The following is a 24362-nucleotide window of genomic DNA, read 5'->3' as shown; positions in this document are numbered from 1 at the left end:
CTAGTGCCCCGGCGCCAGCAGGTGCTCGCCCAGGACCAGCTCGAGGGAGAGGGTGCGGTAGCCCACCTCGTCGAACAGCACGGTGAGCCGATCCTCCTCCACGTCGGTGACCACGCCCGCGCCGAACTCCTCGTGCCGCACCCGGGTCTGGACCCCGAAGGGTGCCTCGGCCAGCGCCGCCGGGTCCGGCGCGATCCCAGCACGGCAGTTGTCACACGTCCCGCACCGCCCGTCGACCTCCTCCCCGAAGTAGCCGACCAGGAACTCCATCCGGCAGCGCTGCGTCTCGGCGTACCCGCGCATCATGTCGACCCGCGAGCGCTCCAGGCTGCGGTGCGCCTCAGCGAGCTCGATCACTGCCGCCACCCGGTCCCGACCGGGATGGCTGTGGGCCGCCAGATCGAGCAGGTTGCGGATCCGCTGGCGACGACGCGGGCCCAGGTCGGTCGCCTCCTCGCCGCGGTCCAGCGCTGCCTCCACCGCGCGGACATCCTGCATGCGCGGGACGCCCGGGGAGAAGAAGCGGCCCAGCGCCAGGTCCTCGGGGCGGTAGACCAGCAGCCCGATCGCCGGCTCGCCGTCGCGGCCTGCCCGGCCGACCTCCTGGTAGTAGGTGTCGGGTGACTCCGGCGCCTGCGCGTGCACCACGAACCGCACGTCGGGCTTGTCGATGCCCATCCCGAATGCCGAGGTCGCGACGACCACGTCGAGCGTGCCCCGGGAGAACGCCTCGTGCACCTGGTCGCGACGCTTGGCGCTCATGCCCGCGTGGTAGGCGGCGACCGACCGGTCGGTGTCGGCGAGCGCCTCGCGGAGTGCCTCGGCGTACTCCTCGGCGGCAGGGCGGGTGCGGCAGTAGACGATCCCCGCGCCCGGCAGCGCTGCCACCCGCTCGAGGACCGTACGGCGCTGCTCGGCCTCGTCGACCACGCGGTGCACCGCGAGCCCGAGCTCGGGCCTGGCGAACCCGGTGACGATGGTGGTGGGCTGCGCCAGCCGCAGTCGCTCGACGATGTCCTCGCGCACCGGCGGCGCGGCGGTGGCGGTCATGGCCACGATGCGGGGCTCGCCGAGGTCGGCGATGAGCTCGCCGAGCCGGAAGTAGTCCGGCCGGAAGTCGTGTCCCCAGGCCGAGACGCAGTGCGCCTCGTCGACGGCGACGAGCCCGGGGCGCCACGAGGCGACCTGCTCGCGCACCTCGTCGTTGGCGAGCTGCTCGGGTGAGAGGAAGACGAAGTCCAGCTCGCCGGCCGCCGCGGCGCGCAGCACCTCCGCCCGCGCGCGCTCCCCCTCGGCGGAGCTGAGCCGGCCGCCGCGTACCCCGAGCGACTCCAGTCGCTCGAGCTGGTCGTGCTGCAGGGCCAGCAGCGGGGAGACCACCAGCGTCAGGCCCTCGAGCAACAGCCCCGCGGCCTGGTAGACGAGCGACTTCCCGGCGCCGGTAGGAGCAACCAGCAGCACGTCGCTACCGGCCAGCAGCGCCGAGATCGCCTCTCGTTGGCCGGGGTGGAGATCGGGGTGCCCGAAGCGGTCCCGGACGGTCTGGCGGATGACATCCTGCGAGGTGGAGCGTGGGGGCACGGGCCATGGTTCCCGACGGGTGGTCCAGGCATGCCGCTCGTGCAGCTACTCACTCGGCTTCGGTTGCGGATCTTTGCGAGCCTGGCGTGCTCCGCGACAAGTTCACGAGGCGCATGTCAGTCCGCCCAGAATGCAGCGGGCGGGTGAGCCGCCTCGATCCGCCCCGGTTGCCGGGGTCAGCTGCGCCTCGAACCGCCTAAGATGTCGCTCTCGCAACGGCCGCGGCGGGTGAACGAGCGCTTACGAGAGGCAGCGGCACTGCTCGTATCCCGCGACCGCGGCAATCCTTGTCCATCCCGTTGACCGTTGGTGCCAGACTGACCTCGGGCAGAGTCTAGGAGGGACATTGACGAGCTACGAAGGCTTTCGACACGCACTGACTTCTATCGAAGGTAGCCAATGGCGTCTGTTCGAGCGGCTAGCGAACGTCTTCCTTGCAGAGGAGTTCCCGAGCCTCCGGCCCATGGCCGCGGCAGCCGGCGACGAAGGAATGGACGCGCGCCTCTTCCGACCCGTCGATGACGACGACGTGATTCTTCAGTTCTCGCTCCGGAAGGACTGGGATCAGAAGATCAAGGAAACATGTAAGCGGCTCCACGACACCACGCCAGATGCCGCGGTCCTGATCTACGCGACCAACCAGGTCATTGGCGCCGCTGCAAACGAATTGAAGAAGACCGTTCGGCGTGACTACCGGGTGTTCTTGGATATCAGAGATCAAGAATGGTTTCTGACAGCGCGCAACCGAAGCGCCGCCGTGCAGGCCGAAGCGGAGCAGTTCATGGAACCGTTCGAGGGCGGCGGCAGGGGCAATGTGACTGCACTCGAGCGTCAAGCCCAAGCATTGGACGACCTTGAGGCAAAGGCCGCATTTGTCTATCTCGGACTGCAATGGCAAGACGATACGCGCGACAAGGGCCTGACGAAGGTTTGCTTCGACGCCGTGGTCCGATCCGTGATGCGAGACACAGACCCAGAGCATCGGATGACCAGAGCCGAGGTTAGAAGTCACGTTGCGAAGCTGCTTCCGGGGCAGCATCCAGCAACGCGCGATCAAGCGGTAGACGGAGCACTTCGCCGGCTATCGAAGGTGTACATCCGGCACTATCAGAAGATCGACGAGTTCTGCTTAACCTGGGACGAGCGAAAGCGTCTGGCCGAACGGCTCGCCCAGGTAGAGGCTCTCGACGGCACATTGGACCGCGAAGTTCGGGCAATGGTCATTCGCTTCGCGGAGGAAGACGGCATGGCTCTCTCTGGCGAAGGCCTTCAAGAAGCCGTCATCCGGTCCCGCTCCGTCCTTGAACGTGTGCTTCTAGATAGAGGTGAACTTTTCGCGGAAGCCGTCATCAAGGAGCGTCAAGATGCGTTCGCTCGGTTTGAGGACGTGGAAGCGATCGTCTACACGGACTTCGCCGTGAATCCCAGCAAAACACTCGTTGAGCCGCGCGTCGTGGCCGCGGTGGTGGTTTCGCTCATGATCGATCCGCCCGAGGACGTTCGGGGCTACCTCCGCAGCCTGGCTGACACATACACTCTCTTCGCGTTCATGCGTGAGACTCCGGACGTACAGTCCGCCGTGGTGAAGATTTTCTCCGAGGGGGACATCTGGCTAGATGCGTCGGTAGTCCTTCCTCTCTTTGCGGAAGATCTGCTAGACCCTGCCTCACGCACGCATGGACTCATGCTCCACGCAGTGCGTGAGGCGGGGCTTCGCTTATATGTCACGCCGGGCGTCGTCGAAGAAGTCGCGACGCACGTCACGAGGTCCCGCGGGTACTATTCCGCCCTGTCCCGAGGTGACGCATACGGCGCCGAGCCCTTCCTACTCTCAGTTTTCAAGTTGAGCGGCAGAAGCACACAGGATTTCGAGAGCTGGCTGGAGACTTTCTGCGGTCACGCACGCCAATTCGATGACATTGCTGACTATCTCGAAGAGGAGTTCGGCATCCACGTGCAACCCCTTCAAGAGTTCGTCGACCAGGCGCCTCAGGATCTTGTCGCGCAAATCGGAGAGATCTGGCACGAGGCGCGCGACCGGAAGGACGACCGACGTGAGAAGGCTGGTCTTCCCCGCATGGATGCCGGGACCCGCGCACTACTCGTCGGGCATGACGTCGAGAACTACGTCGGTGTACAGATGCGGCGCGAGGCGCGCGGCGAGAGGCGTTCGGCGTTCGGCTTTAAGTCGTGGTGGCTTACCCTTGACGGCACGGCCTTCAGAGTCGCGTCCGAGCTTGCAGACCGGCTCGGCAGACGGCCTCCGCCCAGCCCCGCTATAAGTCCCGACTTCATGCTGCACTACCTGGGCGTCGGGCCAGCACGTTCCCGGCTCTCTCGGAAGACTGAGGAGGCCCTTCCGCTAATGCTGAACATGCGAATCCTCGACGTTGTGCCGAAAGACTTGCTCGATCTGTCGGACGCCTTGCGCAAGGAGCTCGCGGACCTTCCTCCTCGAGTCATTCGCAGAAAGATTCGCGACACACTCGACCAAGCGCGCTTGCTCATGGGTGACCGCGCGCAAGCGGGCGAGGAAGGACTGACAGAAGACGTTAAGCAGCGCCTTGTCGCTGAAGCGCGCAACCGGTGAGCGGACCTCGAGGAGTGCGCGGGCTCTTGAGTGCGGTCCCCTCCTGCGTCATCTCGCCGCCCGTCGGCGCCGTTCGCTCCCGGATCTGCCGATGACGGTCCATTCCCAAATCCGGCCCATACCCTTAGTGCGTGGCGGACAGCGACTTGCAACTGACTCCAGCACAGGCATACGACGCCGCATACCGGCTGATGTGGCTTACATGGATCGGGAGCCCGATCCGGACGCCGTCTCCCTCCAAGAACTGCTGGTCAGCCTCGAGCCCAGCGACGATCCGGCGCGAACCAATGACCCGGCCGCGTGGGCCGATTGGCTCGGATGCGTTCGTGCGCTCGACGGCGTACCGCTGCCCAGCTTTCGTCGCCCCTGACGAACGCGCGGATTTCCCGAGATCCGACCGTCGGAGGAAGTGCGTCGATCCGCCGCAACTGAGCCTCACCAAGGACCGGCTTCACCTACCGGTCACCCCTCGGCCTCATCGGGAGCGTCCTGCCCGGAAGCCTCGTCGCGCTCAGCCCAGGCCAACAACGGCGCGATGTCGAAGACGTGGTCGTCGATGTCGGCGTGCAGGTCACCGAGCCGGGCGAACCGCTCGGGCACGGTGGCGATGGTGAAATCGCGCGGGTCCGCCTCGTCGACCTCGTCCCAGCGGATCGGCGTGGAGACGCGCGCGTCGGGCAGGCCGCGCACCGAGTACGCCGCGGCGATGGTGTGGTCGCGGGTGTTCTGGTTCCAGTCCACGAAGATCGCCGCCGGGTCGCGATCCTTCTTCCACCACGTCGTCGTCACCCCGCCGCCCGCACGGCGCTCGACCTCGCGGGCGAAGGCCCGGGCGGCGCGGCGCACGTCGGGGAAGCCGTGGTCCGGCGCGATCCGGACATAGATGTGCAACCCCTTGCTGCCCGACGTCTTGGGGTAGCCGACCGCGCCGAGGTCGTCGAGCACCTCGTGGGCGACGTGGGCCGCCCGGCGGACGCCGGCGTACGTCGAGGCCGGGCCGGGATCGAGATCGATCCGCCACTCGTCCGGCTTCTCGGTGTCGGCCCGGCGGCTGTTCCACGGGTGGAACTCCACCGTCGACATCTGCACCGCCCAGATCACCGCGCCCAGCTCGGTGACGCAGAGCTCGTCGGCGGTGCGCTTCCACCGCGGGAAGAACAGCTCGACGGTCTCGACCCAGGCGGGCGCGCCCGCAGGCAGCCGCTTCTGGTGCACCTTCTCCCCCGGCTCGCCCGTCAGGCCCTTGGGGAAGCGGTGCAGCATGCAGGGGCGCTCGTAGAGGGCGTTGACGATGCCCGGCCCGACCGCGAGGTAGTAGTCGACCAGGTCGAGCTTGGTCGCCCCGCCCTCGAAGCCGGGCGCTTGCGGGAAGTAGACCCGGTCCGGGTTCGTCACCTTGACGACACGGTCGTCGACCTCGATCTCGACGGACGGCGGTGATGACGGCACGGTGCGAGCCTAGCCAGCGCACCGGTGTCGTGGGTCTCAGCGCGGCCCGGAGACCACGCCGAGACTCACCGCCCGCTCAGTTGTCCAGCGCCAGGGCCGCTGCGAAGCCGAGCATGATCACGCCCACACCGGCGTCGATGCCCCGGCGCACCCGCTCCCGGCTGATGAAGGTCATCGCGCCATGCGCCACCAGGGTGATGGTGATCAGGTAGATCGCGCCGAGGACGGCCAACGTCAGGGCGTAGGCCATCAGCTCGACGAAGCCGGCGTAGGCGCTGACGAACTGCGGCAGCACGGCGAGGTAGAACGCCAGCGCCTTGGGGTTGGTGAACGTCGAGACGAACCCCTGGCGCATCGCCGCGTGCGGAGCCATCCGGGCGCTGCCGCCGGAGCTCCAGCCGCCCCCGTCACCGCGCAGGCCGGCCCACACCGCCTGCAGGCCGAGCCAGGCCAGGTAGAGCACCCCGAACCAGCGCAACACGTCGAAGAGCGTGTGGGCGTCGCGGATCACCGCACCGAGACCGGTCGCGGCCAGCACACCGAGGACGACGTTGGCCGCGATGATGCCGGCCACCGTCCACAGCCCGCGCTCGCGACCGCCGGCGACGGTGACCCGCAGGGTGATGAACGTGTCCGGCCCCGGGGCGAGCGCGACCAGCACGGCGAAGAGGAAGAACGTGGGATAGCTGCTCATCGCGACTCCTCCTTGCGCAGCGCCGCGATGAACATCGCGTCGGTCCCATGCCGGTGCGGCCAGAGCTGCACGGTGCCCGGCAGCGGCCCGCGCGCATCGGGTACGTCGCCGGCCGCCCCCGACACCGGCTCGAGCAGCACCCCCGGGTCCTCGCTCACGACGGCCACGACGACGTCACGGGTCTCGGCCAGCACCGGGCTGCAGGTCGCGTAGACGACCACGCCACCGGGGCGGGTCAGGTCGAGCGCGGAACGGAGCAGGTCACGCTGGAGCGGGACGAGCTCGGTGACATCGGCGGGGCGCCGGCGCCAGCGTGCCTCGGGACGGCGCCGCAGCGCGCCGAGCCCGCTGCACGGTGCGTCGACCAGCACCCGGTCGAACGTGCCCGGCGCGAACGGCGGACGGATGCCGTCGGCGGCCACCACCCGCGCGACGCCGTTGGCGCGCACCAGCCGGGCGCGATGGTGCTGCCGCTCGTTGCCGATCAGCACCGCACCGGCCTCGGCGGCGAGCGCGTCGAGCAGCGCCGCCTTGCCGCCAGGGCCGGCGCACAGGTCCAGCCAGCGCTCGTCGCGACCCTTCACCGGCGCCTGGGCCAGGGCCAGCGCGACCAGCTGGGAGCCCTCGTCCTGCACACCCGCGCGGCCCTCGGCCACCGCCGGGACCTCGAGCGGCGAGCCGCCCGCGAGCCTCACGCCGTACGGCGAGAACGTGGTGGGCTCGCCCTCGATCTCGGCCCGGCTCGCGCGTCCGGGGCGCGCGACCAGGGTGACCCGCGGCGGCGCGTTGTCGGCTGCCAGCAGCGCTTCGAGCTCGTCGGGGACGTCGAGCGCGTCGCGCAGCAGCTCGACCATCCACGCTGGGTGCGACGTCCGCTCCGGCAGCGCCATCCCCTCGGTCCACTCCGCCATCGAGCGCTCGGCGACCTTGCGCAGCACGGCGTTGGCGAAGCCGCCGGCGCCGGGACCGACCTTCGACTTCACCAGGTCGACGGTCGTGGCGATGGCGGCGTGGGTGGGCACCCGCATGGCGAGCAGCTGGTGGGTGCCCAGCCGCAGCGCGTCGAGCACCTTGGCCTCGACCTTGGCCAGCGGCCGGTCGACGCAGCCGGCCAGGATGGCGTCGTAGGTGCCCTGGCCGCGCAGGGTGCCGGACGCGAGCTCGGTGGCGAAGGCCGCGTCCCGCCCGCTCAGCCCGAGCCGGCCGAGCACGTGCGGCAGCACCAGGTTGGCGTAGGCATCCTCCACCCGGACGGCCTTGAGCACCTCGAAGGCCGCCAGCCGAGCCGGGTCGACGGGCGCGCGGCCACCACGCGGCGGCGTACCGGGGCGGCGGCCCCGTCCCCGACCGCGCCCCGGGTCACGCCCCGAACCGGACACCCGAACCCACCCGTGCCCCCCGCGACCAGTCAGCGGCGGCCATCTCCTTCTTGCCGAAGGGCCTGACCAGTCCCAGCCGGACCGCGACGCTCCCGGTGCCGACCAGCACCTCGCTCTTGCGCACCTCGAGCGTGCCGGGCGCGAGCTCCTCCTCGGTCAGCTGGACCGGACCGACCTTGAACCGCTCACCGTCGAGCAGCGTCCACGCACCCGGCGCCGGCGTGCACGCCCGGATCTGCCGCTCGATGCCGGCCGCGGGCTGGGACCACGTGATCCGGGCGTCCTCGGGGGTGATCTTGGCGGCGTAGGAGATCCCGTCGGTCGGCTGCTCGCGGGCGACCAGCGCTCCCTCGGCGATGCCGTCGAGGGTCGCCACGAGCAGTCCGGCACCGCCCTCGGCGAGCTTCGCCAGCAAGCTCCCGGCGGTGTCATCGGGATGGACCATCTGGGTCATCAGGCCGAAGGTCGGCCCGGCGTCGAGCTCCTTGACGATCCGGAACGTGGTGGCGCCCGTGATCTCCTCGCCCTCCCAGATCGCACGCTGCACCGGAGCCGCGCCGCGGTAGGCCGGCAACAGCGAGAAGTGCAGGTTCACCCAGCCGTGCTCGGGGATGTCCAGGGCGCTCTGCGGCAGCAGCGCGCCGTACGCGACCACCGGGCAGACCTCGGGTGCCAGCGCCCGGAGCTGCTCCTGGAAGCCCGGGTCGCGCGGGTGGTCGGGTTTGAGCACGGGTACGCCGAGCTCCTCGGCGCGCTGGGCCACCGGCGAGGCGACCAGCCTCCGGCCGCGGCCGGACGGCGCATCCGGACGGGTCACCACGCCGACGAGCTCGTGGCCGCTGGCCGCCAGGGCGTTCAGGGACGGCAGCGCCACCTCGGGGGTGCCGGCGAAGACACAGCGCATCTCAGGCCCTCTCCAGGCGGGTCATCGTCCGGTGCCGAACATCGGATGCGGGCTGACCTTCACGGTCGGGCGGTCGAGACCGAACCACTCCGAGGAGCGGATGTCGCGCATCGCCGCCTTGCGCGCGGCCTCGTCGAGCCGGTCGATGAACAGCACGCCGTCCAGGTGGTCGGTCTCGTGCTGGATGGCCCGGGCCAGCAGCTCGGAGCCCTCGATGGTGACCGGGTCGCCGTGCATGGTGAAGCCGTTGGCGACGACATGCATCGCGCGCCGGGTGTCGTAGGTCAGGCCGGGCAGCGAGAGACAGCCCTCGCCACCGTCCTGGCACTCCTCGGACAGGGTGAGCTGCGGGTTGACGAGGTGGCCGACCTCGCCGTCGACGTACCAGGTGAAGACGCGCAGGCCGACGCCGATCTGAGGTGCCGCCAGACCCGCGCCCGGCGCGTCGAGCATGGTCTCGGTGAGATCCTCGACGAGCCGACGCAGCTCCTTGTCGAAGTCGACGACCTCCGTCGCGCGGCGGCGCAGCACGGGATCGCCGAAGAGGCGGATGGGCTGGATGGCCATGGGGAGAGTCTAGGGAGGACCGGGCCTGCTCACAGACTCGGCGGGTCGACCTGGATGCGGACGGCCTCCAGCCGCCGGGCCGAGCGCAGCCGCTGCAGCTCACCGAGGGCCGCGGACAGGGCGGCACCCTCGGTGCGCGGGACCCGCACGATCAGGCGCTGCTCCCCCTCCTCGCCCTCCTCCTGCTCGTCGACCGGCACCGGGCCGAGCAGCTCGGCGTGCTCGGGCAGGGTCAGCAGCGTCCGGGCATCGGCGAGAGCGCCGGGATCGCCGGTCAGCGAGGCGAGTCGGCTCGCCGGGGGGAGGTGGGCCAACGCGCGTTGCTCGGCCTCGCGGGCGGCGAAGCCGGGCTGGTCCCAGCGCACCAGCGCCTGCACCGCGGGGTGGGCGGGATCGCCGACCAGGAGCACCCGGCCGGCCGGCATGACCAGCCCGGCGGCGTTGCTCCAGCGCCGCAGCGCCTCCTCCTCGGTGCGCAGGTCGGGCCGGCCCAGCGCGAGCCAGGTGTCGAGGAGCAGCACCGCCGCGTAGCCCGATTCCGCAGCCGGCTCCGCTCCGGGGGTGGCCACCACGATCGCAGGCCGCCCGGGCACCGTCTCCAGCACCCGATCCCCGCTGGAGGTCACGACCCGCACGCCGGGGAACGCCCGGCCGAGCTCCTCGGCGGTGCGGGCGTCACCCACGATCGGGGCCCGCAGCCCGTGGCCGCCGCAGGTCGAGCAGGCCCAGGCGTCGGCCTGGGTGCCGCACCAGCGGCAGCGCGGCGGCGTGACAGGGCCCGTCAGCTGCAGCGGGCCGGTGCATGCGCGGCAGCGCGCCGGCGTACGACAGGTGTCGCAGGCCAGCGCTGCCGCGTAGCCACGCCGCGGCGTCTGCACCAGCACGGGCCCGAGCTCGAGCGCGCTCTTGATGGTCGCGAAGGCGTCGCGCGGCACCCGCGAGACCCGGGCCAGCGGATCGCGCTCGAGGTCGAAGTCGGTGGCTCCCGTGACGCCGACCACCGCCCGGCCACGCGCCAGCGCGCGGCTCGGCGCGATGGGGTGCGCCCAGCCGGTGCGGGCGAGCTGGTCGGCCTCGACGGTGAGGGCGAAACCGCCGATCAGCGCGGCGGCCCGCTCCTGCGCCGCGCGCAGCAGCAGCACCTCGCGGGCGTGCGGGTAGGGCGCCCGCTGCTCGGCATGGTTGTCGTCACCGTCGTCCCATAGCGCCACCAGACCGAGATCGTGGACCGGGGCGAAGGCAGCGGCGCGCGTCCCGACCACGACGCGCACCGCGCCACGAGACACCGCGAGGAAGGAGCGGTAGCGCTCGGCGGGCCCGGCGTCGGCGGTGAGGGCGACGTGGTGACCGGGCCCGAGCACCCTGCCCAACGCCGCCGAGAGCCGCGCCACCGCCTTGCGGTCGGGCACCACCAGCAGGCTGCCCCGACCGCCTGCCAGCGTCGCCGCCGCGGCCTGGGCGAGCAGCAAGGGCCAGTCGGTGCCGGCGGCCGCGTGCCACACCGACCGCGGCGCGCCGTCATCGCGCAGATGGCGCAGGAAGGCGCCGCCCGGCTCGTGACCGGCCCACGCCTCCTCGGCGGCCGCCGGATCCCAGCGCGCTGCGGTCGGGGCCGGCGTCGAGGTCTCCCGCTCGGCGGTGGCGTGCCGGGCCGGCACGGCCAGGCGCAGGACGTCGGAGCGGGTCCCGGCGTACCGCTCCGCGATCGTCGCCGTCAACGACGCCACCTGCGGGGAGAGCACCCGCTCGGCGCTGACGACGCGGCGCAGCGGCGCGAGCCTGCCCGGGTGGTCGCTGTGGGCGACCCGCGCGAGGAGGTAGCCGTCGACGTCCTGCCCCGCGAACCGCACCTTGACCCGCACCCCGGGACGGGCGAGCTCGTCCATCGCGACCGGCACCGCGTAGTCGAAGGGCCGGTCGAGGTGAGCCAGGGGCAGGTCGACCAGGACCTGCGCGACCGGGTCCCGCTCGGTGATCTGGGCCTCGGCGGCCTTGCGCTGCTTGGTGGCCCGCGCCTTGGCACGCCCCTCGGCGACCCGGTCCCGGACGAAGCCAGGCAGCTCGAGGAGCTGATCGGCGTCGGAGCCCGGGGCGGTCATGCGCGCAGTTCTACCAGCGGTGTCCGACACCGCTCGATTCAGCTTCGGCCCGGACCCGCCGATGGTAGCCTCCGAAGGCTGTGCCCGCGGGGACAGGAGACAACGCCGAACCCCCGCCCGGGTGCGGCACAGACCATGGGGCTCTTCGTGAGGCACGTTCGATGACCATCAACCACGGCGCCGTGGCCGACCACAGCCTAGCGCTGGTCGGCGTCGCGGCTCTCGTGTGCCTGGCGGGCGCCTGGGCCACCTCCCGCTTCTTCCAACGCCTGATCGACGGCGAGGGCGACCAGCGCGGCGCCTGGTTGCTGCTCACAGCGCTCTCCAGCGGCGTGACCATCTGGTGCACGCACTTCGTCGACATCCTCGGCTACCGGCCCGGCGTGGAGATGGACCTGGACTGGACGATGACCGGCGTCTCGCTGCTCATCGCCGTCGCCGGTAGCGCAGCCGGGTTCCTGCTGGCCGCCGGCGCCCCGCGCCTGCCGGCACGACCGGCGCTCGGCGGCGCCGTCGTCGGCCTCGCCGTCTCGGCGATGCACTACGTCGGCATGAGCGCCATGCACATGCCCGGCTCGATGTCGTGGGACCCCGCGCTGATCGCTCTCTCGGTGGCGCTCGGGATCGTCCCGGCGGTCCTCGCCCTGCGGGCCGCCTGCTCGGGCGCGCGCCACGGTGCGAACCGGATGTGCCTGCTCTTCGCGGCCTCCGTCGTCCTCATGCACTTCACCGGCATGGCGTCCATGCACCACGGGTCCGGCATGGGCGCGATGGCCGGAGCCGGCACACCGATGGATCAGAGCTCGCAGTACGTCCTGGCCGTGGCCATCGCCGCGATGTCGTTCGTCACCATCGGCGCCGGGATGGTCGGCTACCTGATCGACGACCGGTCCCGGACGGCTTCCCTGGAGCGCTTCCGCCGGCTGGCCATGTACGACGTCCTGACCGGGCTCCCGAACCGCGCCAGTCTCAACGACCGGCTCGAGGTGGAGATCGACCGGGCCATCCAGCAGGGCGGCCGGCTCGGCTTGATCGTCATCGACGTGGACAACTTCAAGGAGATCAACGACCTGCGCGGGCACCCGGCGGGCGATGAGGTGCTCCGGGTGCTCGGCGCCCGGATGGCCGAGCTCACCCAGGACGAGGAGGGCGCCTTCATCGCGCGGATGGGCGGTGACGAGTTCGTCGCCCTGTGCCGGCTCGACGGCGACCGCGAGCTGACCGCCTTCCTCGAGAACCTGCGCCGCGTCCTCGCCCCCTCGATCCAGATCGGCAAGGACGCGATCGTGCCTCGGGCGAGTATCGGCGCCGCCGTCTTCCCCGACCATGCCGACGACGCCGAGGCGCTGGTCAACAACGCGGACCTGGCGATGTACCGCGCCAAGAGCGACCCGCTCCACAACGTGTGCCTGTACGACGCCGCCATCGACGGGCGGACGCGGTCGCTGCGCGGCCTGTCGGCCGACCTGCGCGAGGCGCTCGCCCGCGACGAGCTGTTCCTGCACTACCAGGTGCAGACGGCCGTGGAGACCGGCGAGGCCCGCGGTTACGAGGCGTTGCTCCGCTGGCAGCACCCGCAGCAGGGCGTCATCTCCCCCACCGACTTCATCCCGCTGGCGGAGGAGACCCGACTCATCGTGCCGATCGGTGCGTGGGTGCTGCGCACGGCGTGCGCCGAGGCGGTCCGCTGGGAGCCGCCGTACAGGCTCTCGGTCAACGTCTCGGCGGTCCAGCTCAGCGAGCCGGGGCTGGCACAGACCGTGCGCGAGGTGCTGGCCGAGACCGGGCTGCCCGCCGACCGGCTCGAGCTGGAGATGACCGAGACGGCCGTCTTCACCGACCGGGACAACGCCCTGCGCACGCTCGAGGAGGTCAAGGCGTTGGGGGTCGGCGTCGCGCTCGACGACTTCGGCGTCGGCTACTCCTCCCTGGACGCGCTGCGGACCTTCCCGTTCGACCGGATCAAGATCGACAGGTCGTTCTTCTCCGGGAGCGGCACGCCGCAGCAGACGGTCGAGCTGATCCAGACGGTGCTGTCCCTGGGCCGCACCTTCGGGATGGCCGTGCTCGCCGAGGGCATCGAGACCGACGACCAGCTCGCCCTGCTCAGCCAGGCCGGCTGCGACGAGGCCCAGGGCTTCCTGTTCGGACGGCCCACGGCGATGGCCGACATCCTGCTCTCCGGTCAGCTGAGCCACGCCGAGTAGCGCCCGACCCGTGGAACGCGAATCGGCGCATCCTCGCCTCGAGGATGCGCCGACTCGCAGGTCCGCAGAAGACGATCAGACGCCGGCGGCGGCCTTCAGCGCCTCGGCGCGGTCGGTCCGCTCCCAGGTGAACTCCGGCAGCTCGCGGCCGAAGTGGCCGTACGCGGCGGTCTTGGCGTAGATCGGCCGGAGCAGGTCGAGATCGCGCACGATCGCACCCGGGCGCAGGTCGAAGACCTCGAGCACCGCCTTCTGGATGTTCTCCACCGGCACGGTCTCGGTCCCGAACGTCTCGATGAACACGCCGACCGGGTGCGCCTTGCCGATCGCGTAGGCCACCTGGACCTCGGCGCGCCGGGCCAGGCCCGCGGCGACGATGTTCTTCGCGACCCAACGCATCGCGTAGGCGGCGGAGCGGTCGACCTTCGACGGGTCCTTGCCGGAGAAGGCACCGCCGCCGTGGCGGGCCATCCCACCGTAGGTGTCGACGATGATCTTGCGGCCGGTCAGGCCGGCGTCGCCCATCGGGCCGCCGACCACGAAGCGGCCGGTGGGGTTGATGTGCAGCTTGTAGCCGTCGAACGGCACCGAGGTCTTGAACTGCTCGAGGACCGGCTCGATGACGTGCTGCTTGATGTCGGCGGCGAGCTGCTCCTGGGTGACGTCCTCGGCGTGCTGCGTGGACAGCACGACGGTGTCGACGCGGACGGCGCGGTTGTCGTCGTCGTACTCGATGGTGACCTGGGTCTTGCCGTCGGGACGCAGGTAGGCGAGCGTGCCGTCCTTGCGCACAGCGGTGAGCCGCTCGGCGAGGGTCTGCGCGATCTTGATCGGCAGCGGGAACAGCTCCGGGGTGTCGTCGCAGGCGTAGCCGAACATCAGGCCCTGGTCACCGGCGCCCTGCTTGTCGAGAGCGTCCTCGGAGCCGGAGAGCCGGTTCTCCTCGGCGGTGTCGACACCCTGGGCGATGTCGGCCGACTGGGCGCCGATCGCCACCTGCACGCCGCAGGAGTTGCCGTCGAAGCCCTTCTCCGAGGAGTCGTAGCCGATCTCGAGGACCTTCTCGCGCACCAGCTGCGCGACCGGCGCGTACGCCGCCGTGGTGACCTCGCCGGCCACGACCACCAGGCCCGTGGTCAGCAGCGTCTCGACGGCCACGCGGCTCTTGGGGTCGTGCTCGAGCAGGTAGTCGAGCACTGTGTCGCTGATCTGGTCGGCGATCTTGTCCGGGTGACCCTCTGTCACGGACTCGGAGGTGAAAAGACGTCCGGTCACGAATGTGCTCCGTTTCTTGATCGGATGAGTGCGGTTAGCGTAGCGGTCGCTCTGAGCGCGTCGGTCAGAGCCGTGCCACGATGTGATCCACGATCACCTGGGCCAGGGCGCTCTTGCTGCCCTGGGGGACCTCCGCGGCCGTGCCGTCGGAGCCCAGGATGACCGCCTCGTTCTCGGCGCTGCCGAACACGGCACCGCCACTGACGTCGTTGACGACCAGCAGGTCGCAGCCCTTGCGGGCCAGCTTGGCGCGCGCGAGCTCGAGGACCGAGCCGGTCGCGTCGCCGGTCTCGGCGGCGAAGCCGACGACCACCTGGCCGGCGCGGCCGCGATGCTGGCTCAGCTCCTTGAGGATGTCGGCGTTCTGGGCGAGCTCGATCGTGGGGGCCGACCCGTCGGCGGCCTTCTTGATCTTCGCCTCCGATACGTCGGTCGGCCGGAAGTCTGCCGGCGCGGCGGCCATCACGACCGCGTCGGCGTCGGCTGCCGCCGCCAGCATCGCGTCGTGCAGCTGTGCCGTCGTCTCGACGTGCAGCACCTTCACGCCGGCCGGATCGGTCAGGGACACGTTGGCGGCCACGAGGGTGACCTCCGCGCCCCGAGCGGCGGCGGCCCGGGCGATCGCGTAGCCCTGCAGCCCGCTGGACCTGTTGCCCAGGAAGCGCACCGGGTCCAGGTACTCCCGGGTGCCACCGGCGCTGACCACGACATGCCGACCGGCCAGGTCGCTGGCACCGCGGCGGGCAAGCACCGCCTGGCACAGCTCGAAGATCTCGGCCGGATCGGGAAGCCGGCCCTTGCCGGTGTCCTTGCCGGTCAACCGGCCCTCGGCCGGGTCGATCACCACGGCGCCGCGACGGCGCAGCGTCGCGACGTTGTCGCGGGTCGCCGGGTGCTCCCACATCTCGGTGTGCATCGCCGGGGCGAAGACGACCGGACAGCGAGCGGTCAGCAGGGTGTTGGTCAGCAGGTCGTCGGCGAGGCCGTGCGCGGCGCGCGCCAGCGTGTTGGCCGTGGCGGGAGCCACGACCACCAGGTCGGCGCTCTGCCCGAGCCGCACGTGCGGGACCTCGGTGATGTTCTCGAACACATCGGTGGCCACCGCCTTGCCGGAGAGTGCCTCCCAGGTCGGGGCGCCGACGAATTCCAACGCCGAAGCGGTCGGCACGACCGTGACGTCGTACCCGTGCTCGGTGAACCGGCGCAGCAGCTCGGCCGCCTTGTAGGCGGCGATGCCACCCGAGACACCCAGGACGACGCGCTGTGCGGGCCCCTGAACGACGTCCGGCCGCTCCCCCGACGGGGAAGCGGCCGACGCGGCGTGGTGAATGGTCAGCGCCGACTCACTCGCTCGCGGCGAACGGGTCGTCCGCCGCGGCTGCACGAGCTGCGGACTCCTCGGCGGCGAGCTCGGCCGGGTCGACGTCCTCGCAGGTGAGGAGGTCGTCGTTGATCTCGCGCAGCGCGATCGAGAGCGGCTTCTCCTGGACGTGGGTGTCCACGAGGGGACCGACGTACTCGAGCAGGCCCTCACCGAGCTGGGAGTAGTAGGCGTTGATCTGGCGGGCGCGCTTGGCGCTGTAGAGGACCAGCTTGTACTTGCTGTCGGTCTTCGTGAGCAGGTCGTCGATCGACGGGTTGGTCACGCCCTGGGCGTCGATTGCGGGAGCAGCCACGGTTAAGCCTCACTGGTCTTCGGATCGGGGTCGCCGGCGTGGTCACCCACGCCCAGCTTCATCAAGGCTACCAACTCGGCCGCAGCGGCACGAACTTCACGGTTGACGATGGTCACGTCGAACTCGGCCTCGGCGGCAAGCTCGACCCTCGCCGTCTCCAGCCGGCGCTCCCGCTCGGCCTCGCTCTCCGTGCCGCGGCCGACGAGCCGGCGCACCAGCTCCTCCCACGACGGCGGGGCGAGGAAGACGAACAGCGCCTCGACGCCGGGGATCCGGTCGAGCGTACGGCGGACCTGTCGCGCGCCCTGGAGATCGATCTCCAGCAGTGCCGGGCGACCGGCCGCGAGCGCCTCCTCCACCGGCCTGCGGGGAGTGCCGTAGCGGGCCACCTTGTGCACTGTCGCCCACTCCAGCAGCTCGTCGGCGGCGATCATCCGGTCGAACTCCTCCTCGGAGACGAACCAGTAGTGCACGCCGTCGACCTCGCCCGGTCGCGGCGGCCGGGTGGTCGCGGAGACCGAGATCCACACGTCCGGATGGTCCGAGCGGATGGCCGCGGCCACCGTGCCCTTGCCGACGGCCGTCGGGCCGGCCAGCACCGCCAACCGGCTCCCGGCAGGACGCGGCGCGGCGAGGTCAGGCTCACTCACGCCCGGCGAACTCCTCGCCCAGGGCGGCGATCTGCTTGGCGCCGAGACCGGCGACCCGGCGGCTCTCGGCGATGCCCAGCCGCTCCATCACCTGGCGCGCACGGACCTTGCCCAGCCCCGGCATCGCCTGGAGGAGGTCGAGGACCTTCATCCGGCCGACCACGTCGTTGGCCTGGCCCTCCTTGATCACCTCCAGGATGGTGGCGCCCGAGCTCTTGAGCCGGTTCTTGACCTCGGCCCGCTCCCGCCGAGAGGCCGCGGCCTTCTCCAGGGCGGCCTGACGTTGTTCGGGGGTGAGCGGAGGAAGTGCCACAGAGTCCTACTTCATGGTGTCGTGATGAGGGGGCGGGGTGCGGTCCGCGCCAATCTAGTCAGAACCCTCCGAGGCGGCAACGGCGGCCCCGTCCGCTCCGGCGCTACAGGGACAGCGGCGTGTGGCAGACGTCGCGAGCCTGCTGCTGGACGGCATCGAGTGCGGTGGCCGTCGCCGCGCTCCCCAGCGCGGTCGCGGCCGCGGCGACGGCCTGCTGCTGGGCGGCGCTGACGCCGGCCGGCGGCTTCTTGGCGTCGTAGGTGTCGGGGTCGATGCCGGCGTCGGAGAGCGCTCCCTGCAGGGCGGAGAGCCGCTTGACCACGACGTCCCAGTCGGGCCGGATGTCGCCGGGCGCCTTCGCCTGCAGGGTGCGGAAGGTCGGCAGCGCGTCGATCAGCGCCGCCTCTCCCCCGTTGCCGAGGATCTTCGACAGCTTGGCCTGGTTGTCCTTGACGCTGCCGCAGTAGGCGTCGGCGGAGGAGCCACCGCACGCCGCCAGTCCGGCCAGCCCCGCGACGAGGACAGCACCCGCGACCGCCCGTCCGAGGTTCGACGCACTCCGTCGGCGCGTGGACGCGCGGAAGATCAGGTGCGTCATAGCTCAGCGCGGCCCGGACTCGAGGAGCTCGGCGTTGGTCGCCAGCGCGGCGTCGCGCAGGGCGCCCACGTCGGGGCCGTGCCGCAGCAGCCTCCGCGAGGAGGACGGCAACACCGGCAGGTCGCCGAAGATCCGCCCGATGTCGGCGGCGGTACCGCCCTGCTCACCGAAGCCGGGCGCCAGGATCGGCCCGTTGAAGCCCAGCGCGGTGCCCGCGTCGCCGATCGTCGCGCCGACCACTGCCCCGAACGAGCCGAGCGGCTCGGCACCGTGGTTGAGCGCCGCCAGGTGGTCGAACATCCGCGCCGCCACGCTCTCCCCGGTCTCGGTGACCGCGCGCTGCACCTCGGGTCCCTCCTTGTTCGAGGTCAGGGCGAGCACGAACAGACCCGCATCGAAGCGGCGCGCCGTGTCGACGAAGGGGTCGAGTGAGCCGAAGCCCAGGAACGGGCTGACGGTGATCGCGTCACAGCCGAGCGGTGAGGTGGGGTCGAGGTAGGCGTCGGCGTACGCCTGCGAGGTCGAGCCGATGTCCCCTCGCTTGACGTCGAGCAGCACCAGCGCACCCGCCGCCCGCGACTCGTCGATGACCCGCTCGAGCACCGCGATCCCGCGCGAGCCGAATCGCTCGTAGAAGGCGCTCTGGGGCTTGATCACCGAGACGTACGGCGCCAGCCCCTCGACCGCGGTGAGGGCGAACCGCTCCAGCCCCGCCACATCGTCCTCGAGCCCCCACGCACTCAGGAGGGCCGCATGCGGGTCGATGCCCGCACACAGCGGCCCGCGGGCCTGGACGGCGGCATGCAGCCGCTCACCGAACGTCGGGCGCTCAGCCATGGCTCAGTCCTCTCGCGATCCGCCGCGGCCACAGTGGACCCTCGTAGATGAACGCCGTGTAGCCCTGCAGCAGGTCGGCACCGGCACGCAGCCGCTCCCGCGCGTCCTCGACGGTCTCGATGCCGCCCACTCCGATGAGGGTCAGGCGCCGTCGGCCTGAGTCCGTCGCAGGGTCGCCGACGCGCTCGCGCAGCATCCGGATCACCTCAACAGCCCGCGGACGCAGCGGACGGCCCGACAGGCCGCCGGCGCCGATCTCGCTGAGCTCGTGCGGATGCGCCCGGAGCCCGTCACGGCTGATCGTCGTGTTGGTCGCGATGATGCCGTCCAGCCCGATCGCCAGCGCCATGTCGGCCACCGCGAGGACGTCCTCGTCGGCCAGGTCGGGAGCGATCTTGACCAGCAGCGGGACCCGGGTCTGCGTCGACGCGTCAGCCGTACGCCGTACGTGCTCCAGCAGCGGCTGCAGCCGCTCGATCGACTGCAGGGTGCGCAGACCCGGTGTGTTCGGCGAGCTGACGTTGACCACGAGGTAGTCGGCGTACGGCGCGAGCAGCCGGGCGGACTTGGCGTAGTCACGCTCGACCGCCGCCTGGTCGTCCTCCGGGACGACCTTGGTCTTGCCGATGTTGACGCCGAGCACCGGCCGCTGCCGCTGCGGGTGGCGGGCCAGTCGCTCGGCGCGGTGCCGCAGGCGGTTTGCGACGACCTCGGCGCCGTCGTTGTTGAAGCCCATCCGGTTGACCACGGCGCGGTCGTTGACCAGCCGGAACAGCCGGGGCTGCGGGTTGCCCGGCTGCGGCTCGCCGGTGACGGTGCCGATCTCGACGTGGCCGAAGCCGAGCCCGGCCAGAGCGTCGATGCCGAGTGCGTTCTTGTCGAAGCCCGCGGCCAGACCGAAGGCGTTCGGGAAGCTCAGCCCCATCGCCCTCACCGGGGTGCCCGGGAACGACCGTCGGGAGAGCACCGGGCCCGCCGCCCGGATGGCGGCGAAGGCGCGATGGTGCGCCTCCTCCGGGTCGGAACGGACCAGGAACTGGTCGAAGAGCAGCCGGTACGGACCCGGCATCAACGCGCCTCGCCGGAGCCCAGCGCCGCCCACTCCTGCAGCGACCGTACGCCGATCCCACCGGCCCGCAGCGCCGCGATGCCCTGCACCGCCGCTGCAGCACCCTGGACGGTGGTGATGCAGGGTGTGCCTGACAGCACGGCCGCGGAGCGGATCTCGTAGCCGTCGGCTCGCGCGCCGGTGGCCGACCCGTTCGGCGTGTTGACGATGAGGTCGATCTCGCCGTCGAGGATCATCCCCACGACCGTCTTCTCCCCGTCCGGCCCGATCCCCGAGGAGTGCTTGCGCACGACCGTGGAGGGGACGCCGTTGCGGCGCAGGACCTCGGCCGTGCCCTCGGTCGCCAGGATCTCGAAGCCGTAGTCGGCCAGGACGCGGGCCGGGAAGATCATCGTCCGCTTGTCCCGGTTGGCGATCGAGACGAAGACCTTGCCGCTGGTCGGCAGCGGGCCGAAGGAGCCCGCCTGTGCCTTCGCGAACGCCTTGCCGAAGTCGGCGTCGAAGCCCATCACCTCGCCGGTCGACTTCATCTCCGGGCCGAGAACGGTGTCGACGAACTGGCCCTCCTTGGTGCGGAACCGGTTGAACGGCAGCACCGCCTCCTTGACCGCGATCGGAGCGTCGGCGGGCAACACGCCGCCGTCGCCCTCGGCGGGCAGCACCCCGGCCTTGCGCAGGTCCGCGATGGACTCCCCGAGCATGACCCGGGCCGCCGCCTTGGCCAGCGACGTGCCGGTCGCCTTGGAGACGAACGGCACCGTGCGCGAGGCACGCGGGTTGGCCTCGATGACGTAGAGCACGTCGGCACCGAGCGCGAACTGGATGTTGATCAGGCCCCGGACGCCGACCCCGGCCGCGATCGCCTCGGTGGCCGCACGGATCCGGTCGATCTCGGAGCGGCCCAGCGTGATCGGCGGCAGCGCGCACGAGGAGTCCCCGGAGTGGATCCCGGCCTCCTCGATGTGCTCCATCACGCCGCCGAGGAAGAGCTCGGTGCCGTCGTAGAGCGCGTCCACGTCGATCTCGACCGCATCGTCGATGAACCGGTCGACCAGCACCGGACGCTCGGCGGTGATGCCGATCTCGCCCATCGCGGCGTCGATGTAGGTGTGCAGTGCCTCGTCGTCGTAGACGATCTGCATGCCGCGACCGCCCAGCACGTAGGACGGGCGGACCAGGACTGGGTAGCCGATCTCGTGCGCGATCTCGCGCGCCTCCTCGAAGGAGACGGCGGTGCCGTGCTTCGGCGCGACCAGGCCGGCCTCGGCGAGCACCCGGCCGAACGCGCCGCGCTCCTCGGCGAGGTCGATCGCCTCCGGCGAGGTGCCGACGATCGGGACGCCGGCGTCCTGCAACCGCTGCGCCAGGCCGAGCGGGGTCTGACCACCGAGGGTGGCGATCACGCCGGCGATCGGGCCGGCGGCACGCTCGGCCTCGACGATCTCGAGCACGTCCTCGAAGGTGAGCGGCTCGAAGTAGAGCCGGTCGGAGGTGTCGTAGTCGGTGGAGACCGTCTCCGGGTTGCAGTTGACCATGATCGTCTCGTAGCCGATCTTGGACAGCTCCAGGGCGGCGTGCACGCACGAGTAGTCGAACTCGATGCCCTGACCGATCCGGTTGGGCCCGGAGCCGAGGATCAGGACCGCCGGGCGCTCGCGGGGCGCGACCTCGGTCTCCTCGTCGTAGGAGGAGTAGTGGTACGGCGTCTTCGCGGCGAACTCGGCGGCGCAGGTGTCGACCGTCTTGTAGACGGGTCGCACACCGAGGCCGAAGCGCGCCGCGCGGACCTCGTCCTCGCTGATCGCGCGGATCTGCGCGATCTGCACGTCGGAGAGGCCGTGCCGCTTGGCCAGCCGCAGCGTGGCGGCGTCGAGCTCGGCCGCGGTCTCCACGGCGGTGGCCACCTCGTGGATGAGGAAGAGCTGGTCGACGTACCAGGGGTCGATCTTGGTCGCGTCGAAGATCTGCTCGGGCGTCGCGCCGGCACGGATCGCCAGCATCACCTGCTGCAGGCGACCGTCGTGCGGGACCTCGATCTGCTCGAGCAGGCTCGCGAGGTCCGCTTCGATCCGGGTGGCGAAGTCGAACTGCGCATCCTTCTTCTCCTGGCTGCGCAGCGCCTTGTTGAGCGCCTCGGTGAAGTTCCGGCCGATGGCCATCGCCTCGCCGACCGACTTCATGTGCGTGGTCAGGGTGGCGTCCGCCGTCGGGAACTTCTCGAACGCGAACCGCGGCACCTTCACGACCACGTAGTCGAGCGTCGGCTCGAAGGAGGCGGCGGTGACCTCGGTGATGTCGTTGGCGATCTCGTCGAGCGTGTAGCCGACGGCGACCTTGGCCGCGATCTTCGCGATCGGGTAGCCGGTCGCCTTCGACGCGAGCGCGGAGGACCGGGAGACGCGCGGGTTCATCTCGATGACGATGACGCGGCCGTCGGCGGGGTTGACGGCGTACTGGATGTTGCAGCCGCCGGTGTCGACGCCGACCTCGCGGATGATCCCGATGGCGAGATCGCGCAGGTGCTGGTACTCCCGGTCGGTCAGTGTCATCGCCGGGGCGACGGTGATCGAGTCGCCGGTGTGGACCCCGACGGGATCGAAGTTCTCGATCGAGCAGATGATGACGACGTTGTCGGCACGGTCGCGCATCACCTCCAGCTCGTACTCCTTCCACCCCAGGATCGACTCCTCGATGAGGACCTCGGTGGTGGGCGAGGCCGACAGCCCGGCGCCGGCGATGCGGTGCAGGTCCTCGGCGTCGTAGGCGATGCCGGAGCCCAGCCCACCCATCGTGAACGAGGGCCGGATCACGACCGGGAAGCCCAGCTCGGCGGTCGCCTTCTCCACCTCGTCCATCGAATGGCAGACGAACGAGCGGGCGACCTCTCCCCCGACCTTGCGCACGATGTCGTTGAACAGCTCGCGGTTCTCACCGCGGTGGATCGCCTCGAAGGAGGCGCCGATCATCTCCACGCCGTACTTCTCCAGCACGCCGTTCTCGTGCAGCGCCGTGGCGGTGTTGAGAGCGGTCTGGCCGCCGAGGGTGGGCAGGATCGCGTCGGGGCGCTCCTTGGCGATGACCTTCTCGACGAACTCCGGCGTGATCGGCTCGACGTAGGTCGCGTCGGCGAACTCCGGATCGGTCATGATCGTCGCCGGGTTGGAGTTGACCAGGATGACCCGCAGGCCCTCGGCCTTGAGGATCCGGCACGCCTGGGTGCCGGAGTAGTCGAACTCGCAGGCCTGGCCGATCACGATCGGGCCGGACCCGATCACCAGGACGGAGGTGATGTCTTCGCGCTTCGGCATCAGATGGTCCCCTCGAGCAGGCTGACGAAACGGTCGAAGAGGTACGCCGCATCGTGCGGTCCCGCCGCGGCCTCCGGGTGGTACTGGACCGAGAAGCTCTTCAGTCGGTTGGTCTCCGCATCACGCAACTCCAGGCCCTCGACGCAGTCGTCGTTGAGGTTGACGTGGCTGACACGGGCCTCGCCGTACGGCGTCGTGGTCGCCCGGTCCGTCGGCGCGTCGACGGCGAAGCCGTGGTTGTGCGCGGTCACCTCGACCTTGCCGGTGGTCAGGTCCTGGACGGGCTGGTTGATGCCGCGGTGACCGTACTTGAGCTTGTAGGTGCCGAAGCCGAGGGCGCGGCCGAAGAGCTGGTTGCCGAAGCAGATCCCGAAGTAGGGCAGGTCGCGGCTCAGCGCCTCCTGCAGCACCTCGATCTGGCCGGTGGTGGCGGCCGGATCGCCGGGGCCGTTGGAGTAGAAGAGGCCGTCCGGTCGCACGGCGAGGACGTCGTCGATGGAGCTGGTCGCCGGCAGCACGTGCACCTCGATGCCGCGCTCGGCCATCCGGTGCGGCGTCATGTCCTTGATGCCGAGGTCGAGGGCGGCGACGGTGAAGCGCTTCTCGCCCTGGGCCGGGACGACGTAGGCCTGCGGGGTGGAGACGGCGTCCGAGAGGTTCGAGCCGGCCATCTCGGCGGCGGCCTGCACCTTCGCCAGCAGGCTCCCGGGGTCGGTCTCCTGGGTGGAGATGCCCACCCGCATCGAGCCGCGCTCGCGCAGGTGCCGGGTCAGGGCACGGGTGTCGATGCCGGAGATCCCGACGACGCCCTGGGCCCTCAGCTCCTCGTCCAGCGTCCGGCGCGAGCGCCAGTTGGACGGGACGCGGGCGGGATCGCGGACGACGTAGCCGGCGACCCAGATCCGCTTGGACTCGGGGTCCTCGTCGTTCACACCGGTGTTGCCGATGTGCGGCGCGGTCTGGACCACGACCTGGCCGTGATAGGACGGGTCGGTCAGCGTCTCCTGGTAACCGGTCATGCCGGTCGCGAAGACTGCCTCGCCGAAGGTCTCCCCCTCGGCGCCGTAGGACTCACCGTGGAAGGTGCGCCCGTCCTCCAGGACGAGCAGTGCAGGGGTGGCGGCACGACTGTGCACCCGGGCCTCCTTCTCCGCCTCACAGGACGG

At 70.9% G+C, this 24362-nt stretch carries 20 protein-coding genes; 3 read left to right on the top strand and 17 right to left on the bottom strand.

Annotated features, from left to right (window positions below; all coding sequences use genetic code 11):
* Positions 1–1581 carry a RecQ family ATP-dependent DNA helicase gene (locus P5P86_RS10895; RefSeq protein ID WP_280607457.1) on the bottom strand — a complete coding sequence of 527 codons (1581 nt, stop codon included), beginning with the start codon at positions 1579–1581 and terminating at the stop codon, positions 1–3.
* 346 nt (positions 1582–1927) lie between these two features.
* Between P5P86_RS10895 and P5P86_RS10890 the strand changes: the two genes are divergently transcribed.
* On the top strand, positions 1928–4171 hold the full coding sequence (locus P5P86_RS10890) for a hypothetical protein (RefSeq protein WP_280607456.1): 2244 nt from the start codon (positions 1928–1930) through the stop codon (positions 4169–4171).
* Between the two features lie 202 nt (positions 4172–4373).
* The gene (locus tag P5P86_RS10885) at positions 4374–4541 is read left to right on the top strand and encodes a hypothetical protein (RefSeq protein ID WP_280607455.1); all 168 of its coding nucleotides are present in this window, start codon (positions 4374–4376) and stop codon (positions 4539–4541) included.
* A gap of 92 nt (positions 4542–4633) precedes the next feature.
* Here the strand turns inward: P5P86_RS10885 and P5P86_RS10880 are convergent, their stop codons facing one another.
* The 6 genes from P5P86_RS10880 to P5P86_RS10855 all read right to left on the bottom strand — a co-directional run bounded on the left by P5P86_RS10880 (position 4634) and on the right by P5P86_RS10855 (position 11263).
* Positions 4634–5620 carry a DNA polymerase domain-containing protein gene (locus P5P86_RS10880; RefSeq protein ID WP_280607454.1) on the bottom strand — a complete coding sequence of 329 codons (987 nt, stop codon included), beginning with the start codon at positions 5618–5620 and terminating at the stop codon, positions 4634–4636.
* A gap of 76 nt (positions 5621–5696) precedes the next feature.
* Entirely contained in the window at positions 5697–6314 is a 618-nt protein-coding gene (locus tag P5P86_RS10875; RefSeq protein ID WP_280607453.1) for a LysE family translocator, read from the bottom strand.
* Positions 6311–7693: an RsmB/NOP family class I SAM-dependent RNA methyltransferase gene (locus tag P5P86_RS10870; protein ID WP_280607452.1), complete on the bottom strand. Its 1383-nt coding sequence runs from the start codon at positions 7691–7693 to the stop codon at positions 6311–6313. The genes P5P86_RS10875 and P5P86_RS10870 overlap by 4 nt, the downstream gene beginning before the upstream one ends.
* On the bottom strand, positions 7674–8597 hold the full coding sequence (gene fmt / locus P5P86_RS10865; RefSeq protein WP_280607451.1) for a methionyl-tRNA formyltransferase: 924 nt from the start codon (positions 8595–8597) through the stop codon (positions 7674–7676). Before fmt ends, P5P86_RS10870 begins: the two co-directional genes overlap by 20 nt.
* A gap of 21 nt (positions 8598–8618) precedes the next feature.
* A complete protein-coding gene (gene def / locus P5P86_RS10860; protein WP_280607450.1) occupies positions 8619–9164 on the bottom strand; it encodes a peptide deformylase in 546 nt (181 codons plus the stop codon).
* A gap of 29 nt (positions 9165–9193) precedes the next feature.
* A complete protein-coding gene (locus P5P86_RS10855; protein ID WP_280607449.1) occupies positions 9194–11263 on the bottom strand; it encodes a primosomal protein N' in 2070 nt (689 codons plus the stop codon).
* A gap of 161 nt (positions 11264–11424) precedes the next feature.
* On the opposite strand from P5P86_RS10855, the gene P5P86_RS10850 reads away from it, so the two are divergent.
* The gene (locus tag P5P86_RS10850; protein ID WP_280607448.1) at positions 11425–13470 is read left to right on the top strand and encodes a putative bifunctional diguanylate cyclase/phosphodiesterase; all 2046 of its coding nucleotides are present in this window, start codon (positions 11425–11427) and stop codon (positions 13468–13470) included.
* Between the two features lie 75 nt (positions 13471–13545).
* Here P5P86_RS10850 and metK read toward each other — a convergent pair whose 3' ends face one another.
* The 10 genes from metK to carA all read right to left on the bottom strand — a co-directional run bounded on the left by metK (position 13546) and on the right by carA (position 24332).
* Positions 13546–14745 carry a methionine adenosyltransferase gene (gene metK / locus P5P86_RS10845; protein ID WP_280607447.1) on the bottom strand — a complete coding sequence of 400 codons (1200 nt, stop codon included), beginning with the start codon at positions 14743–14745 and terminating at the stop codon, positions 13546–13548.
* 64 nt (positions 14746–14809) lie between these two features.
* A complete protein-coding gene (gene coaBC, locus P5P86_RS10840; protein WP_280611249.1) occupies positions 14810–15997 on the bottom strand; it encodes a bifunctional phosphopantothenoylcysteine decarboxylase/phosphopantothenate--cysteine ligase CoaBC in 1188 nt (395 codons plus the stop codon).
* 91 nt (positions 15998–16088) lie between these two features.
* Positions 16089–16421 carry a DNA-directed RNA polymerase subunit omega gene (gene rpoZ, locus P5P86_RS10835; RefSeq protein WP_280607446.1) on the bottom strand — a complete coding sequence of 111 codons (333 nt, stop codon included), beginning with the start codon at positions 16419–16421 and terminating at the stop codon, positions 16089–16091.
* A 2-nt stretch (positions 16422–16423) separates the two neighbouring features.
* On the bottom strand, positions 16424–17071 hold the full coding sequence (gene gmk, locus P5P86_RS10830) for a guanylate kinase (RefSeq protein ID WP_280607445.1): 648 nt from the start codon (positions 17069–17071) through the stop codon (positions 16424–16426).
* Entirely contained in the window at positions 17064–17384 is a 321-nt protein-coding gene (mihF, locus tag P5P86_RS10825) for an integration host factor, actinobacterial type (protein WP_017933575.1), read from the bottom strand. Before mihF ends, gmk begins: the two co-directional genes overlap by 8 nt.
* Positions 17385–17487: 103 nt before the next feature.
* Positions 17488–17982, bottom strand: a complete 495-nt coding sequence (locus P5P86_RS10820) for a hypothetical protein (protein ID WP_280607444.1) — start codon at positions 17980–17982, stop codon at positions 17488–17490.
* A gap of 3 nt (positions 17983–17985) precedes the next feature.
* A complete protein-coding gene (gene pyrF, locus P5P86_RS10815; protein ID WP_280607443.1) occupies positions 17986–18819 on the bottom strand; it encodes an orotidine-5'-phosphate decarboxylase in 834 nt (277 codons plus the stop codon).
* Positions 18812–19888: a quinone-dependent dihydroorotate dehydrogenase gene (locus P5P86_RS10810; protein ID WP_280607442.1), complete on the bottom strand. Its 1077-nt coding sequence runs from the start codon at positions 19886–19888 to the stop codon at positions 18812–18814. The genes pyrF and P5P86_RS10810 overlap by 8 nt, the downstream gene beginning before the upstream one ends.
* Complete coding sequence (carB, locus tag P5P86_RS10805; RefSeq protein ID WP_280607441.1) at positions 19888–23196, bottom strand: carbamoyl-phosphate synthase large subunit; 3309 nt, start codon at positions 23194–23196, stop codon at positions 19888–19890. The genes P5P86_RS10810 and carB overlap by 1 nt, the downstream gene beginning before the upstream one ends.
* Positions 23196–24332 carry a glutamine-hydrolyzing carbamoyl-phosphate synthase small subunit gene (gene carA / locus P5P86_RS10800; RefSeq protein ID WP_280607440.1) on the bottom strand — a complete coding sequence of 379 codons (1137 nt, stop codon included), beginning with the start codon at positions 24330–24332 and terminating at the stop codon, positions 23196–23198. Before carA ends, carB begins: the two co-directional genes overlap by 1 nt.
* Positions 24333–24362 lie beyond the last annotated feature (30 nt).

It is taken from the genome of Nocardioides sp. BP30 (assembly GCF_029873215.1).
Taxonomy (GTDB): domain Bacteria; phylum Actinomycetota; class Actinomycetes; order Propionibacteriales; family Nocardioidaceae; genus Nocardioides.
This window is presented reverse-complemented; position numbering and strand designations above follow the sequence as displayed.